The sequence below is a fragment of the Ensifer sp. ENS06 genome (genome assembly GCF_014852205.1).
Lineage (GTDB): Bacteria > Pseudomonadota > Alphaproteobacteria > Rhizobiales > Rhizobiaceae > Ensifer > Ensifer adhaerens.
In genome coordinates this window covers 144,122-158,603 of sequence record NZ_JACVBC010000001.1, presented here as the reverse complement: position 1 = coordinate 158,603, position 14,482 = coordinate 144,122, and the positions used below count along the sequence as shown (strand labels likewise).

Below are 14,482 nucleotides of genomic sequence, written 5' to 3'. Positions count from 1 at the left end.
GAGGGGTATGTCAGTCTCTCTGAGACGCGCCGTTAGCCCTCACTTCATACTTCGGATACTTCGCCAGGGCTGCCGCCTTGGCCTTGTTGGTGATGGTGCCGTATTTGTCACCCTCGTCCTTGGTGTCGTGACCCGTGATAGCGAAACTGATGTCCCTCGATACACCAAGGTCACGGCTCACCGTCCTGAACCGATGCCGCCAAGCGTGGTTGGGCTGCACCTCCGGATCGGTCACGATTTCTCGAACAAAGTCGCGAACGCGGTTCTTGGTCGTGCGCCACGCGCCTCTTTGGGCCTTCTCGGTTTCGCCAAAGACCTTCATGAAAAGATGACCGGTAGCCGCCTTTGATACGAACTCGGGGAAGCCCTGCTCGATGAGGTGTGGGTGAAGCGGGACATCTCGATATTCCCCATCCTTCACCGTCCCGGCATCAGGGGTAATTCTCATGATCCACAAACCATCCTCTTGGCGAATATCTTGCTTTCGGAGCTGGACCATTTCCCCGACACGCGCACCAGAATAAGCGCAGAGCCAAGGTACCCAGCGCCTCGCGTTCGACAGGTGGCTCGACGCCTTGCCCATGCTCTTATGATGAAACGCATCGGACAGAATGGCGAGAGCCTCTGCTTCAGTGAAGCCCGGGTCTCTGGTGCGCTTCTTTTTCACCTTCGCGACCTTCACACCCTCGGCAGGATTATGGGTCACCTTTCGGTTATCCACGCCCCAAGCGTAAAGCTGTCGAATGCCGGATATATCCCCTCCTCCGATCGTCTTGAGGCTGACGCCCTGCGAAAGCCTATGGTCCTTGAACGCGATGATGTCGTCTTCGGTTACAGCTCGGGCATCATCGTGACCGAGGAACTCGGAGAGCTGGGTCGCCACCCGCTGATAAGCCTCGTGCGTACTGACGGACCTACCCGCCTCCTTGGCCTCACGCCACCAACCTTCCGCCAATCCAGTGATCGTCTGAGACCGCTTTGGAAGAGGCTTCGAGGTCTGCGACTGTTTCGGCAGCTCCACGGCAGGGAAGCGCGTCACGACCGTGTCAGGGCTGTAGTCGCCGCCTGCATTTTGCGCGAGGCGAACCGAAGCCTGAGACACCGCCACGCCGATGGCTCCGATAAGAACGGAGCGACTGTCGCTGTCCACCACAAGCCGATGCTTCGCCAAGACTTGATCGGCAGTAGGGCCAAACCACTGTTGCCGCGCATCCTCAGCCATGCCCTTCATCTGTAGCTGCACGATTTGCTTCCACATCTCGGGTGAGCCGGGATTATCCTCGAACGACGAAACAATCTCGCGATAGGCTTCGCCAGCCAATGCGACGATCTGCTTTTGGGTCAGCCGCTTCGGGCCTTCGCGCAGGGATTGCCAGACACTATCCAGATAAGCCAGCGCGACTGCCTGTCGCTCCTTGGCTTCTCTCGGGTCACGGGTCCTCAGAGAACCGGTTATCTCGGTCGCCTTGTCACTTACGACGATGTGGAGAATTTCATCACCGACGGGAATGGCCAGAGTGGTCCCTACCGCCCTCCCGAGGACATCCTTCGGAATCCGCTTTCTGAACTGGATAAGGGTAGAGCCTTTGCGGCGCATTGGGGATGCCATCCTGATATGCATGTGTGTCACCCGTGTGTAGCACTCGGGTGAACGAAACATCATGCAATATCAAGAAGCTGAACGTAATCAATACGTTCTGAATGGAATGGTGCCCAGAAGAGGACTCGAACCTCCACACCCTTTCGAGTACCAGCACCTGAAGCTGGCGCGTCTACCAATTCCGCCATCTGGGCGACGAGCGGGTGTGTAAAAGGCTCGAGTCGAAGTGTCAACAGGCTTTTTGAAGTTTTCGTGTCGGAGGACAAAAAACTCAGTTCGAGGCGGTTTTTGGCCAATGCCGGATTGTGGATAGACCGCTCGACAGCAGTCCCTCGGCCGCCTCGGCCGTGTCCGCCTCGACATAGCAACGCATCTCCGGTGCATTTCCGGAGGGGCGGAAGTGAACGATGCGACCGTCGTCAAGCGTCACCCGCAGCCCGTCGATGTCACTGACGGTGACCGGCCGGCCGATCGGCGCCAGGAATGCCGCGAGATTTTCGTCGCCGCCGCGCAAATAGGCCATCAGGCGGGCGCTGGTTTCGACCGGGAAGTTTTCGAGCCGGTCGCTGAGCGCCACGGGAAGCCGATAGGAGGCGGCCAGCACCGACAGCGAGAGTTTGGCCTCTGCCGCCGCAGCCAGTGCGGCGACGATCGGCAGGACGCAGTCGCGAGTGGGCAGCGGCTGGAGGGTTGCGCCGTTGACGACGAAGGGGCTGGCCGTCAGCGTGCCGCCATTGGCCTCGAAGCCGGCGACCTTGGTCGACCCCTCGTCCAGGGCCTGCTGCATTCCGGCGATGACGAAGGGCGACCCGACGCGGGTGCGCAGCACGGAGAGCCCTTCCCTGCGCTCCAGGCCCGAATTCGAGGTGACCGGCGTGACGACAAGCGTCGCACCGAGGAAGCCGCAGGCAATCAGCCCGAGGAGATCGCCGCGCAGCGGCAAGCCGTTCTCGTCCGCGACCAGCGGCCGGTCGCCGTCGCCGTCCGCCGATACAATCGCATCGAGCCGGTGTTCGCGGGCCCATTCCTGAAGGCGTTCGATCGTGTCGGTGGACACCGCTTCGGTATCGACGGGGATAAAGTGTTCCGAACGTCCAAGGGCGACGACCTCGGCGCCAAAGAAGGCGATCAGATCGGCGAGAAGATCCCGCGCGACGGTGCTGTGCTGGTAGACGCCGACCTTGAGGCCGGCGAGCGCGCCGGCGGGCAACAACTGCCGGTTTCGCTCGATGAAGAGCGAGGATGCGCGGGACGCATGGTCGTCACCAATCCCCTGATTGGCGACCGGCTCGATCTGCCCGGCGATTTCATCGGCAATCCGGCTGATGGCGACTTCATCTTCCTTGTCGATTTCGCCATCCGGCCGATAAAACTTGATGCCGTTCCGATCAGCCGGGATATGGGAGCCGGTGATCATCAGACCGGCCGCTCCGCATTCGCGGCCATAAAGCGCAAGCGCCGGCGTCGGCACCGTGCCGCAATCGAAGACGCGCAGTCCTTCGCGCGCGAGTGCCGAGGCACAGACTGCCGCGATTTCCGGGCTCGAATCGCGAAAGTCGCGGGCGATCACGATCGGGTCACCCGGCTGGCTGCGCCCGGACGTCAGAAGATAGCGCGCAAACGCGGTCGCGTAGCGGGCCGAAGGCTCACCCTTCAGTTCCTCTGAAAGGCCACGCAGGCCGCTGGTACCAAACTTCAACTGCATCGCATTCTCCGCTGCCCGTTGCCGGGCGAAAAAGGGACAAAAACAAAACGGCGCGCACGCGGGACAAGCGCTTTCCGGGCAAGTTGGCCAAAGGCCGGAGCTCCGAGGCTCCCTTCTGCACGCTCCCTGCCCATTGCCATGAATAAACCAAGAAATGCAAACGTAATACAGGCAGGGACACAACCGGAAGGCAGTGCTTTCCGAAAGCGAGGACAAAATGACGGGATTTCGCAATTTCGTTATCGGCTGCAGCTTGGCCGCCGCCTCCCTGATCACACCCGTCGGACCTGTGCAGGCGATGCCGCTTCAGGCGCCCGACCTTCAGATCAAGGCACAAGGCGACGTCCAGAATGTGCAGTATTACCACCGCCGTTACGGCGGATATGGCGGATACGGCTGGCGAGGCGGTTGGGGAGGCCCCTATTACAGACGCGGATGGGGTAGCCCCTACTATGGCGGCTCCGGCCTGACCCTCTACTTCGGCTCGGGCGGATACTACGGCGGCGGTTACTATGGCGGCGGATACTACCCCCGCTACGGCTACTATCCCCGCTACGGCTACAATCGCGGCTATTATCCCCGCCGTTACTACGGCGGCAACTACTACTATCGCGATCGGTATGTCGGTGGCGGCAACGCCCATGTCAGCTGGTGCCTGTCGCGCTACCGTTCCTACAATCCGGCAACCAACCGGTTCTTGAGCTACGGCGGCGCTTACAAGGTCTGCTATTCGCCCTATCGCTAGAGCGCGGCGCGTCCGCATGAACGCACGAGAAACGCTCTAGCGCCCTGATTGGGGCGCGGCCTGGCCGTACCGCCTGCGCACCTTCTCTCCGCCCCGCATTAGCGGGAGTTGGAAGTTTTGCGCGCCATCACCGGCGCTTGCGTGCCCCAACATCTCGGCAGCGCCAGTTAAACCGGCATTAACTGCAAGAGCCTACCGTTTCAAAACGATCCACTGTGCTGCCAGGATGAATCATGCTGCTTCCGACCCAGCAATCTGCCGCCACCGCGACGACCAATCTGGTCGGCTCGATCCTCAAGGACATCGAAAAGCGGCAGACGGAGGAAGAAGAAAAGGCCAAGAGCACAAAGGACGACCGGCTCCTGAGGGCGCAGGTCGAGCCCGATGGCGCTCAAAAGGCCGCCAACGAGAAGATCAACGGCTACTTCTTCGATCATGCTCGCAACGACGCCAACAACAACCGCGCCGTGCTCATCCGTGAGGTCGGAAAATTTTTCGGCATCGAGCGCGAAACATTCAAGTCCGATTCCGCCTTTGCAAGGGAAATCGAGAACCAGCTAAAGCAGCTGGAATCGCCCGCCATTGCGAAAATCGAGGAAGAACTGGGGCTCGACAAGCTCGGACTGTCGCTTGCGGAGCTGGTCGAGGCGCTCAAGAACCCCGGCGGCCCGGAAAACGACGTACTGAAGGTTGCGCTCGGCGAAACGAGCGACAAGGGACCTCAAAGCGCTGCACAAGCCGCAAATGCCGTCGACCGCCTGAAGAGCGCGACGGAGCCTGCGTCGACCGAGGAAGCCCAGCTCAACAGCCTGCGCGGTGACCCGACGCGCAGAACCGACAAGCTGTCGCTCGACGAAGAGGAGCAGCATCTGCGGGCGCTCCACCTCAAGGACGAGATGGAAGATATTGCCGACCAACGCACGGCAGCCGACCCCTTTTTGCGCTTCGACGACAACGGCCTCTATAGGCTCGCTGCGCTAAGCCTCTGACGGCTTTCGGCGCACGATGCCGAGCCGCGCCATGACCTCCTTGGGTATGCCATAGCGGCGAACCACATCGCGGCTGTCACGCAGGCCGCAGATCTCCCGCTGAATGAGGAAGGCCCATACGGCATCGGCCGCCTCGTCGAGCACCCGCTCGCGTAGATCCCTCGCCACATCTCCCTTCAATGCCGCAAGCGCGGCAAGCGCCTTTTCGACCTTGAGGCCATGCCGGCCAAGCGCATCGGCGTGCTCGGACATCAATTCGTATTCGAGCACGTTGAAGGCGCCGGCCGTCGAGAAGTTCGGGCTTAGGGCTTTTGGGGGACGGACTGTCATCCGAAACTCCTGGCACAGACACCATTCGAGCCTGCAGAGCGGCTCCCTTAAAGACAGGCCTTGCAGACCCGTCCGCAAGCCGGGCTGCGACATGCCGGGCGCCGAAACATGGTTAAGAATTCATAAACCTCTTTGCCCTAACCTCAAACCATCATGCCGATTCTCCTATCCGCGGCCGAGCCGCGGCTGTCTGGCCATTCGCCACGACGCGCATGAGGCGCCAACCCGCAAGTCATGAACAGAAAGTCGCGCGCAAGCCGAAAAATCGGACCGCGCCCGAGCGCGTTTCGTCGTTCCACGACGAATGGTCAAACCGAGGTCAAGCGAGATGGAGACCAGAATGCTGATACCCATCCAGGCGGCTCGAACCGCGGCCCCCACGGAAGAGACGAGCGCAAGGACGCTGCAGCCTGCAGCAGCATTGACCGCCAGCCAGCGTGGCGAAGCCATACAGAAGATCCTCGATGCGCTGACGCGGCATCTTTCCGGTCGTGAGATCCTTTCGAAGGACGCGCTGGTGCGGCTGATGGAGGATCTCGCGCGCATCCTGAAGTTCCCGCCACTCCCGCAGGAGGGGGGGCGCGATTTCGTCCGGCGGTTGGTGGCCTTCCTCGAATCGATGCCGACGTCCGACCGGCTGCTTCTGGAGCGTCAGCTTGGCGGGCGCAATCTTTCAATCCGCGTCGGCCTGCTAGCGGACCTGCCGGCGATCCGCAACGGCACGAGCGCGCCGGGCGGCACCGCGACACCCATGCCGGCGCAGGCGCGCGACGTCATCCTGCGCAACCCCTCGCTCCAGCCGGCGCTGCCGTTCAGCCAGACCGCGGCACACACGCCGCTCGGCGGTGAAGTCGCACTTCTACAGGCTGTGCTGCGCAAGACCTTTGGCGTCGGCAACGATGTGACCGAGCCGCAGGGCGAGGATCTGGACGCGGCCGGAACCGAAGCGCCATCAAAGAGCGGAAGCGAAAAGCCCACGGAGCGGGGTGAGGCGCGCGCGAACGCGGCGAAGAGCGCTTCATCGGGCGACAGGCCGATCGGGAGCGCTGCCTCGCTGCTTGCAGGCGAAGGCGAGATCGCGGAAGCGGCATCGCTGTCTGGCCCCATCGCCGAGGCCGAGCAGGACCTGCAATCCGGCGAAGTCGGACACGGCGAGACGGAAGCGCCCGCCGGAGAAAGTGCCGCAACACCGCTTGAAGCGCATGGCACCGATGAAATGGAGGCTGCCGACACGATCGAAGGCGAGGATCCCGACGGCACCTACGGCCCGCTGCCCGATGCCGACGAAGAAGACGGCCATAGGACCACCGCCGCCGGTCGCAACGATCCGGAGGTGCGCTCGGCACGCGTGCTCTCCGAGGCCATCAAGACGCTCATCCGCGACAGCGTGGCCTTGCCTGCCGGCGCGGCCGATGGCGATCCGGGATCGGCGACGCAGCAGACGGACGAGCCGGCTACGCAGCCCCAGCCCGCCGACAAGGAAGCTGGCATGCGCGTCGCTGATGCCGCCGCCCGCCAACGCGCCGTAACGGACGCCGGCACGACCTTGCCGTCGCTGCTCGACGATCGCTCCGATGAGACCGCTGCACCACCGCGCGGACCCGCGGACATTCGCCCGCAACGCGCCACGGACGAGCAGACGGTGCAGCAGATGATCGCCAGACTGGTGGAAAACGGCCTGCCGCGCGAGGCCATCCCCTTCGCCATGATCCCCTATCCAGTGGCCGCCGGCGAGGTGGAAGGCGAAGACCATTCGCGCGGCATGCCCGGAGGCTCGGGCGAAGATGCAGCGGGTGAGGAAGAAACGGCACAAGAGGGAGGCGACGGAAATCCGGACGACGGAGAGCCGACCGGCGAAGCCATGCCGGAGGGCGAGGCACCGGAAACGCCCGACGCCTACGATCTTTACCGCAGGCTCGGCGGTCTCGGCTAAGACGCCGGTTCAGCCTTAAGCTCGGGCCTAGCTCCATCCAGGGCTGGGGGCCGATTTCACAATTCGGACTTGGTTGGAAAGAAAAACCCGCGGAGATCGCTCTCCGCGGGTTTTCCAATTCAAACGTCAGGCAACGATTACTCGTTGTTCTGGCGGTTCTTCAGAGCGGCGCCGAGGATGTCGCCGAGCGAAGCGCCCGAGTCGGACGAACCGAACTGAGCAACGGCTTCCTTCTCTTCAGCGATTTCCAGAGCCTTGATCGACAGCTGGATCTTGCGGTCCTTCTTGGAGAAGTTGGTGACGCGAGCGTCGACAACCTGACCAACCGAGAAACGCTCCGGACGCTGTTCGTCACGATCACGCGACAGGTCAGCGCGGCGGATGAACGAGGTGATGTCTTCGTGGTTGACGAGCTTCACTTCGATGCCGCCATCGTTGATCGCGATGATCTCGGCCGAAACAACGGCGTTCTTGCGCAGTTCGCCCGAAGCAGCGGCGTCGCCGACTGCATCCTTGCCGAGCTGCTTGATGCCGAGCGAGATGCGCTCCTTCTCGACGTCGACGTCGAGAACAACAGCGCGAACGACGTCGCCCTTGTTGAACTCTTCGATGACCTGCTCGCCCGGACGGTTCCAGTCGAGGTCGGAAAGGTGAACCATGCCGTCAACGTCGCCGTCGAGGCCGATGAACAGGCCGAACTCGGTCTTGTTCTTGACTTCGCCTTCGACTTCGGTGCCAGCCGGATGGCTATGCGCGAATGCCTGCCACGGGTTCTCGAGCGTCTGCTTGAGGCCGAGCGAGATACGACGCTTGGTCGGATCGACTTCGAGAACGACAACGTCGACTTCCTGGCTCGTGGACAGGATCTTGCCGGGGTGTACGTTCTTCTTGGTCCAGGACATTTCGGAGATGTGGATCAGGCCTTCGATGCCCGGCTCCAGCTCGACGAACGCACCGTAGTCGGTGATGTTCGTGACGGTACCGGAGATCTTCTTGCCGACCGGGTACTTCGCACCGATGCCATCCCACGGATCCGACTCGAGCTGCTTCATGCCGAGCGAGATGCGGTGGGTTTCCTGGTTGATGCGGATGATCTGGACCTTGACCTGCTGGCCGATGTTCAGGATCTCCGACGGATGGTTCACGCGGCGCCATGCCATGTCGGTGACATGGAGCAGACCGTCGATGCCGCCGAGGTCGACGAACGCACCGTAGTCGGTGATGTTCTTGACGACGCCTTCGACAACCTGGCCTTCTTCAAGGTTCTGAACGATTTCAGAACGCTGCTCGGCGCGGGACTCTTCGAGAACCGTACGACGCGATACGACGATGTTGCCGCGGCGCTTGTCCATCTTGAGGATTTCGAAGGGCTGCGGGTTGTGCATCAGCGGGGTGACGTCGCGGATCGGACGGATGTCGACCTGCGAGCGCGGAAGGAAGGCAACGGCGCCGTCGAGATCGACGGTGAAGCCACCCTTGACCTGGTTGAAGATGATGCCTTCGACGCGTTCGCCGGCTTCGAACTTCACTTCCAGGCGCATCCAGCTTTCTTCGCGGCGAGCCTTTTCGCGCGACAGAACAGCTTCGCCGAGCGCGTTTTCGATGCGCTCAACGTAGACTTCGACTTCGTCGCCGACCTTGAGCGAGCCGTCCTTCGCCTTCGCGCCGAATTCCTTCAGAGCGATGCGGCCTTCGACCTTCAGACCGACGTCGACAACGGCGACGTCCTTTTCGATGGCCGTGACAATGCCCTTGGCAACATAGCCTTCGGCGAGATCGGTCTTCGCGAAGGATTCTTCGAGAAGCGCTGCGAAATCGTCACGGGTTGGGTTGGTAGCAGACATGGAATCTCCTGCATGCATCTCACGGAGGAGACGCATATGCGCCGGGGGCTGGTGTTGAACAGGCCTGAACCCAGTCCGCCCCATCGAAGGGACAATCCGGCGCGTGGACGGAATTTCAGGCTTATGCAAGAAGAGCGATCCTGACAGTGTCGGGGATGGGCTCTTCTTCAGATCTTCTTGATCAGGGCCGCATCGATCAAAGACTTCGCGGCCTGAAACGCCGCCTCTATACTCATTTCAGACGTATCAAGCAAGTGCGCGTCGTCGGCCGGGCGCAAAGGACTGTCGGCGCGGCCCATATCACGCTCGTCGCGCTTCTTCACATCCTCGAAAATCGCCTGGTAGTCGGCCGGCTGACCATTGCCGATGATCTCGTCATAGCGGCGCTTCGCCCGCACTTCCGGCGATGCTGTGACATAGAGCTTCACCGGCGCATCCGGGCATACGACCGTGCCGATGTCGCGGCCGTCGAGCACCGTGCCGGGCTCGCGCAGCGAAAAAGCCCGCTGCGCCTCGACCAGCGCCCGGCGCACGGCCGGCATGACCGCGATCTTCGAGGCGGCCTCGCCGATCGCGTGGGCAGAAAGCACCGAGCGAGCGAGCCCGGCCAGTTCAACCTCGCGCGCCACCTTCTCGGCGACCGCCTCGTCGTCGAGCGGCAAGCCGCCATCGAGCAGCGCCTTGGCGGTGGCGCGGTAGGTGAGGCCGGTATCGAGATGATGGAAGCCATATTCCTCGGCGATGCGGCGCGAGAGCGTGCCCTTGCCGGCTGCGGCCGGTCCGTCGATAGCGATGGTGAACGTCATTTTCCAACCTGCATATGTATATGGTCGTCGTGCCTGGCGGCCCGGCAACCCTGAAACCGAATGGACTCCGCTTCGACGCCAAGTCTCTGCGCCAGATGCGGCTCCACGAAAATCTTCTCGATGCCGAAACCGCTCCCCTCGGCCGAGAGCCAACGGAGCGCCTCTGCGGTCCGGCCTTCTTCCAGCGGCAAGGGCTGCCACAGCGATTGCAAGAAGTCCAAGTCCCAGCGCAAGGTCAAGAGGTCTTCGCGATCCCGGCATGGGAGAATGCTGTCCGGTCGCGGCTGCTCGAAGGCAAAATAGCCGATCGGCGAGCGGGTCGCCTCATCCTTATAATCGCCCTCGGCATCCTGATAGAAGAACGCGACATCGAGCTTCCGACCGTCCGAATGGGACAAATGCGGGAAGAGCGGAAAACCGTCGAAGAACGGAAAGTTGGCGTCGAGCGCCAAGGTGGTCGTTCCGGGGAATACCTGATCCACATGGCGTGACAGGGCAGCGGCCGCTTCCTTCAGTTCCGGAACGACATATTGGCGGTTCAGGACACAGAAGAGCGGCGACTGCATTTTCAGCCGCGACGTGCCGTCGTCGAAACAGGGCAGAGGAACGCGGCCGAAGATCGGCGCAATGGCATAGCTGAGCGCGGTCCCTGCCGCATAGAGGCCGAGAAAGAGCGCCAGAAATACGGCAACGCCGGCTCTCCTTCGACGCAGGAGCCCAAGAATGACGATCCAGACGGCGCCGCCGACCTGCGTCAGCAACGTCAGAAGAACCACGACCGCGAGTGTCAGCAGCCATCTCATTGTTACCGCCGGAATCGTGGGTCTCACGCGATCCTCGCGCCGAGGCTGGTCATGAGGTGCATGAATTCAGGAAAGCTTGTCGCGACCATCGACACGTCGTCGACGGTGACCGGATGTTCGGATGCAAGCCCGAAAATAAGGAAGCTCATGGCGATGCGGTGATCGAGATGGGTGTTTACGGTCGCGCCGGCAGCGCTTCCGAGCCCCTTACCGTCGCGACGGCCGCGCACGACCAGCGACGAGGCGCCCTCCTCGCAATCGACGCCATTGCGCTTCAGGCCCGCGGCGATGGCGGCGAGGCGATCGGACTCCTTCACACGCAGTTCGTCGAGCCCGGCCATGACGGTATTCCCCTCGGCGAAGGCGGCGGCGATGGCGAGAGCCGGGTACTCGTCGATCATCGAGGCGGCGCGCTCTTCGGGAACGGTGACACCGCTGAGTTCCGAGTGCCGTACGCGCAGATCCGCCACGTCCTCCCCGCCAACCTGCCTGCTGCCGATCACCTCGATATCCCCTCCCATCTCCTTAAGCGTCAGGATCAGGCCCGTGCGCGTCGGGTTCATCAGAACGTTGGTGATCGTGATGTCGGAGCCTGGGACGATCAGGGCTGCGACCAGCGGGAAAGCCGCGGACGAGGGATCGCCGGGCACGTCGATCTCCTGGCCGGTAAGCTTGCCGCGACCATCAAGGCGGATCGTACGGACGCCGCTGACGTCGGTCTCGACAGAGAGCGCGGCGCCAAATGCCTCCAGCATCCGTTCCGTATGATCGCGCGTCATGACCGGTTCGATGACAGTGGTGATGCCGGGCGCGTTGAGACCGGCAAGCAGCACCGCCGACTTCACCTGTGCGGAGGCGACGGGCACGCGATAGGTGATCGGGGCAGGCGTCTTCGGTCCGCGTAGGGTCACAGGCAGGCGATCGCCTGCGGCGGCCCTCACCTGCGCGCCCATTTCGCGCAAGGGCTCGAGAACCCGCGCCATCGGCCGGCGGCTGAGCGAAGCATCGCCAAGGAATGTCGTTTCGAAGTCGTAGACGCCCGCCAACCCTATCGCCAGACGGCAGCCTGTGCCAGCATTGCCGAAATCGAGCGGCGCTTCCGGCGCAAGCAGTGCACCGTTGCCGACACCATCGACGATAAAGGTATCGGCCTCCTTACGAATGCGGGCCCCCATCGCCCGCATCGCGCGGCCGGTGGCCAGCACGTCCGCGCCTTGTAGCAGGCCGGTAATGCGCGTCTCGCCGCTAGCAAGCCCGCCCAGCATCAGCGCCCGGTGCGAGATCGACTTGTCGCCGGGGATGCGGATCGAGCCGCGCAGATCGGCGGACTTTCGGGCAGTGGCGGGTCTCGGGCCCGATCCATGAGACATGCGGCATCCTCTGGCCCGAAAGGGCGTTCTTACCGAAGGGCACAACCGCGCCCGCACCGCGGCACTCCTATCACACCCTCGCTGCGTGTTTCCATAAATTGCGGCCGCTCGAGGAGCGCCGCAAGGGGCGCGCAAGAGCCGGAAAGCCAGCAACGCCGGGGCTTTGGCGATTTGTCTTTGACAGATGCGGCCAAGACGATTATGGGGACCGGCTAATCATCATAAGCTTGATACCCTTTCCACCCGCCGGCTTTCCGGCAAGCGCCGGCTCGGCCGGCCATTCAAGAGGCTTTGACTGTGGCAAAACCGGAACTTGGAACAAAGCGCATCGACCCGGAAACGGGGCGCAAATTCTACGATCTGAACAGTGATCCGATCGTTTCGCCTTACACCGGCAAGTCCTATCCGCTGTCCTTCTTCGAAGAAACCTCGGTCGCCAAGGTGCTCGAGAAGGAAGAAGAAGAAGAGGTAACGGAAGTCGACGCAGAGAACACCGAAGTCGAACTCGTTTCGCTCGAGGATGCCGATGATGAGGCAGCGGGCGGCGACGACCTGCCGGATCTCGGCGACGACGACGTCGAAATCGACGGCGACGACGATGACGACACCTTCCTGCAGACCGACGACGAAGACGATGACGACGACATGAGCGACCTCATCGGCGTGTCGGACGACGAAGAAGACGTCTAAGCGCTTCAAATGACAAAGAAATGCTCCCGTCCTCGGCCAAAGTGGCCCGGACGGGAGAAAAACGGCCCGGACAAAAAATAAATCCACAGGCCACGCATTTTTCGGCTTGCCATCCTCAAAAAGGGGAAGTAATAAGCCGCCACTCGCCGAGCACAACAGCTCGACGAACTTCCCGGACCGGCCTAGCCGGAACCCGATATGGGGCTATAGCTCAGCTGGGAGAGCGCTTGCATGGCATGCAAGAGGTCAGCGGTTCGATCCCGCTTAGCTCCACCAAAACCTTCCTTCGATTGATCAGTACCCAGTCCTCAGGGACCTTCGTTCGCGGCCATTTCGTCCAGCGAATCCAGGATCATCGTCAGCAACCGGATGATGTCGGCGGATTCGAGCAGAGCATTGCGGATTTCGCGCTCGGACCGTTTGGGTATGGACCCGGCAATGTCCAGCAGGATGTTGGTCACGTCCGGCGCTTCGGTGTTGGGTTCCATGCCCGTCTGCTCGCGCATGCAGCGGATCAGCGCCACTGCGCCTTCAAGCAAACGCTGTGCCTGCACCGGGGTGAGGTCATGGACCTCGTTGGCGGCACGAAACAGCTGCGATCGGAAGCCGGCTATCGTGGTCATCTCGCGGATGATACTCCTTTCGGCTTCAAATGAAAGTGGTGGCCGGGGCCGCCCACGCAACGTTCGGATGAACATGATGCATGCGTTACCTTGCGCGAACGCGAACAGCCGTTTCGCGCGCAACACCCGGCCGCGCGCCATGCATTCATGATTTGTTAAGCAGCGGAACGCAGAAGCTGGTGCCATGTTTCTGATCTCGAAAATCTTCTGGCTCATTGTGCAGCCGCTGTCGTTCTCGCTGCTCGCCGTCATCGTCGGGCTGCTTGCGACGGCCATCGGCTGGCGACGCATCGGCGCCGTTCTCGGCAGCCTGGGCGCGCTGGTTCTTTTCGTCAGCCTGTTCACCACCGCTGGCCCCTATGCCCTGCAAGCGCTTGAGGATCGATTTGTGCGCCCGACGCCGCCGACAGCGCTTTCCTGCATCATTGTGCTCGGCGGCGCCTTCGAAAACGAAGTCATGGCAAGCCGCGGCGGCACGGAGCTCAACCAGGCAGCAGACCGCTTCATCGAGACAGCGAGCCTCGCCAAGCGCTATCCCGAAGCACGAATCCTCGTCTCCGGCGGCGATGGCTCGATCAGCGGCGCCTACGAGGGCGATGCGCTGGCCTCGAAGGCGTTCTTCGACATCTTCGGCATTGCGGCCGATCGGGTGATCCGCGAGGAAGATTCGCGCACCACCTTCGAGAACGCGCGCTACACCAAGGATCTTCTGGCGGCAAACGGGCTGACGCAATGTGCGCTCGTCACCTCGGCGTATCACATGCCGCGCTCCGTCGGTCTGTTCCGCGCCAACGACATCGACGTCCTACCCTTGCCGACCGACTACCGCACCAGCGGCAAGGTGCGGCTTGGCTTCGATTTCACCCAGCCCTCACTGAACGCGCAGCTGACAACGACGGCCGCCAAGGAATGGACCGGGCTCGTCGCCTATTACCTGCTCGGCCGCACTCAGACGGTGCTGCCGCGCTAGACGACCATGACACGCCCCAGTGCAGCAAATGGCAGCGCGCCTCCTGACTTCATCCCGACGGTGCGCTAATGATC

13 protein-coding genes and 2 tRNA genes are annotated in these 14,482 nt (G+C 62.3%); 6 read left to right on the top strand and 9 right to left on the bottom strand.

The annotated features are described in order from the left end of the window. Positions 1-10: 10 nt before the first annotated feature. From IB279_RS00800 to IB279_RS00790, 3 genes are all read right to left on the bottom strand, one after another. A complete protein-coding gene (locus IB279_RS00800; RefSeq protein WP_192338926.1) occupies positions 11-1,597 on the bottom strand; it encodes a DUF6538 domain-containing protein in 1,587 nt (528 codons plus the stop codon). Between the two features lie 110 nt (positions 1,598-1,707). Next, positions 1,708-1,794: transfer RNA gene (locus IB279_RS00795), tRNA-Leu, on the bottom strand. 77 nt (positions 1,795-1,871) lie between these two features. After that, positions 1,872-3,299, bottom strand: a complete 1,428-nt coding sequence (locus IB279_RS00790; protein ID WP_192339149.1) for a phosphomannomutase — start codon at positions 3,297-3,299, stop codon at positions 1,872-1,874. Positions 3,300-3,522: 223 nt separating this feature from the next. Between IB279_RS00790 and IB279_RS00785 the strand changes: the two genes are divergently transcribed. Both IB279_RS00785 and IB279_RS00780 read left to right on the top strand, forming a co-directional pair. Next, on the top strand, positions 3,523-4,050 hold the full coding sequence (locus IB279_RS00785) for a BA14K family protein (RefSeq protein WP_034805252.1): 528 nt from the start codon (positions 3,523-3,525) through the stop codon (positions 4,048-4,050). Positions 4,051-4,283: 233 nt separating this feature from the next. Then, positions 4,284-5,039, top strand: a complete 756-nt coding sequence (locus tag IB279_RS00780) for a hypothetical protein (RefSeq protein ID WP_113186886.1) — start codon at positions 4,284-4,286, stop codon at positions 5,037-5,039. On the opposite strand, the gene IB279_RS00775 is transcribed toward IB279_RS00780, so the two are convergent. After that, positions 5,028-5,369: a DUF6665 family protein gene (locus IB279_RS00775; protein ID WP_113186887.1), complete on the bottom strand. Its 342-nt coding sequence runs from the start codon at positions 5,367-5,369 to the stop codon at positions 5,028-5,030. The genes IB279_RS00780 and IB279_RS00775 overlap by 12 nt on opposite strands. Positions 5,370-5,709: 340 nt before the next feature. Between IB279_RS00775 and IB279_RS00770 the strand changes: the two genes are divergently transcribed. Then, positions 5,710-7,302, top strand: a complete 1,593-nt coding sequence (locus IB279_RS00770) for a hypothetical protein (protein ID WP_162741091.1) — start codon at positions 5,710-5,712, stop codon at positions 7,300-7,302. A 137-nt stretch (positions 7,303-7,439) separates the two neighbouring features. Here IB279_RS00770 and rpsA read toward each other — a convergent pair whose 3' ends face one another. From rpsA to aroA, 4 genes are all read right to left on the bottom strand, one after another. Next, on the bottom strand, positions 7,440-9,146 hold the full coding sequence (rpsA, locus tag IB279_RS00765) for a 30S ribosomal protein S1 (protein ID WP_029742389.1): 1,707 nt from the start codon (positions 9,144-9,146) through the stop codon (positions 7,440-7,442). A 167-nt stretch (positions 9,147-9,313) separates the two neighbouring features. Continuing rightward, positions 9,314-9,952, bottom strand: coding sequence for a (d)CMP kinase (cmk, locus tag IB279_RS00760; RefSeq protein WP_113186889.1), 639 nt, complete (start codon positions 9,950-9,952; stop codon positions 9,314-9,316). Then, a complete protein-coding gene (locus tag IB279_RS00755) occupies positions 9,949-10,755 on the bottom strand; it encodes a hypothetical protein (RefSeq protein WP_192338924.1) in 807 nt (268 codons plus the stop codon). Before IB279_RS00755 ends, cmk begins: the two co-directional genes overlap by 4 nt. A 23-nt stretch (positions 10,756-10,778) precedes the next feature. Further along, on the bottom strand, positions 10,779-12,125 hold the full coding sequence (gene aroA, locus IB279_RS00750) for a 3-phosphoshikimate 1-carboxyvinyltransferase (RefSeq protein ID WP_192338922.1): 1,347 nt from the start codon (positions 12,123-12,125) through the stop codon (positions 10,779-10,781). A gap of 297 nt (positions 12,126-12,422) precedes the next feature. Between aroA and IB279_RS00745 the strand changes: the two genes are divergently transcribed. Together IB279_RS00745 and IB279_RS00740 are read left to right on the top strand one after the other, a co-directional pair. After that, positions 12,423-12,815, top strand: coding sequence for a TIGR02300 family protein (locus IB279_RS00745; protein ID WP_029742385.1), 393 nt, complete (start codon positions 12,423-12,425; stop codon positions 12,813-12,815). A gap of 200 nt (positions 12,816-13,015) precedes the next feature. Then, a tRNA-Ala gene (locus IB279_RS00740) sits at positions 13,016-13,091 on the top strand. Positions 13,092-13,123: 32 nt separating this feature from the next. On the opposite strand, the gene IB279_RS00735 is transcribed toward IB279_RS00740, so the two are convergent. Continuing rightward, positions 13,124-13,654, bottom strand: coding sequence for a hypothetical protein (locus tag IB279_RS00735; protein WP_162741092.1), 531 nt, complete (start codon positions 13,652-13,654; stop codon positions 13,124-13,126). Between IB279_RS00735 and IB279_RS00730 the strand changes: the two genes are divergently transcribed. Next, positions 13,623-14,408, top strand: a complete 786-nt coding sequence (locus IB279_RS00730) for a YdcF family protein (protein WP_113186892.1) — start codon at positions 13,623-13,625, stop codon at positions 14,406-14,408. The two genes, IB279_RS00735 and IB279_RS00730, sit on opposite strands and share 32 nt — an antisense overlap. Positions 14,409-14,482 lie beyond the last annotated feature (74 nt).

Excerpts from the sequence above, each read along its gene's own strand:
- IB279_RS00770 (WP_162741091.1), top strand. The coding sequence starts at position 5,710 with ATGCTGATACCCATCCAGGCGGCTCGAACCGCGGCCCCCACGGAAGAG.
- IB279_RS00730 (WP_113186892.1), top strand. The coding sequence starts at position 13,623 with ATGTTTCTGATCTCGAAAATCTTCTGGCTCATTGTGCAGCCGCTGTCG.
- IB279_RS00755 (WP_192338924.1), bottom strand. The coding sequence starts at position 10,755 with ATGAGATGGCTGCTGACACTCGCGGTCGTGGTTCTTCTGACGTTGCTG.
- aroA (WP_192338922.1), bottom strand. The coding sequence starts at position 12,125 with ATGTCTCATGGATCGGGCCCGAGACCCGCCACTGCCCGAAAGTCCGCC.
- IB279_RS00800 (WP_192338926.1), bottom strand. The coding sequence starts at position 1,597 with ATGCGCCGCAAAGGCTCTACCCTTATCCAGTTCAGAAAGCGGATTCCG.
- rpsA (WP_029742389.1), bottom strand. The coding sequence starts at position 9,146 with ATGTCTGCTACCAACCCAACCCGTGACGATTTCGCAGCGCTTCTCGAA.
- IB279_RS00780 (WP_113186886.1), top strand. The coding sequence starts at position 4,284 with ATGCTGCTTCCGACCCAGCAATCTGCCGCCACCGCGACGACCAATCTG.
- IB279_RS00785 (WP_034805252.1), top strand. The coding sequence starts at position 3,523 with ATGACGGGATTTCGCAATTTCGTTATCGGCTGCAGCTTGGCCGCCGCC.
- cmk (WP_113186889.1), bottom strand. The coding sequence starts at position 9,952 with ATGACGTTCACCATCGCTATCGACGGACCGGCCGCAGCCGGCAAGGGC.
- IB279_RS00775 (WP_113186887.1), bottom strand. The coding sequence starts at position 5,369 with ATGACAGTCCGTCCCCCAAAAGCCCTAAGCCCGAACTTCTCGACGGCC.
- IB279_RS00735 (WP_162741092.1), bottom strand. The coding sequence starts at position 13,654 with ATGAGCCAGAAGATTTTCGAGATCAGAAACATGGCACCAGCTTCTGCG.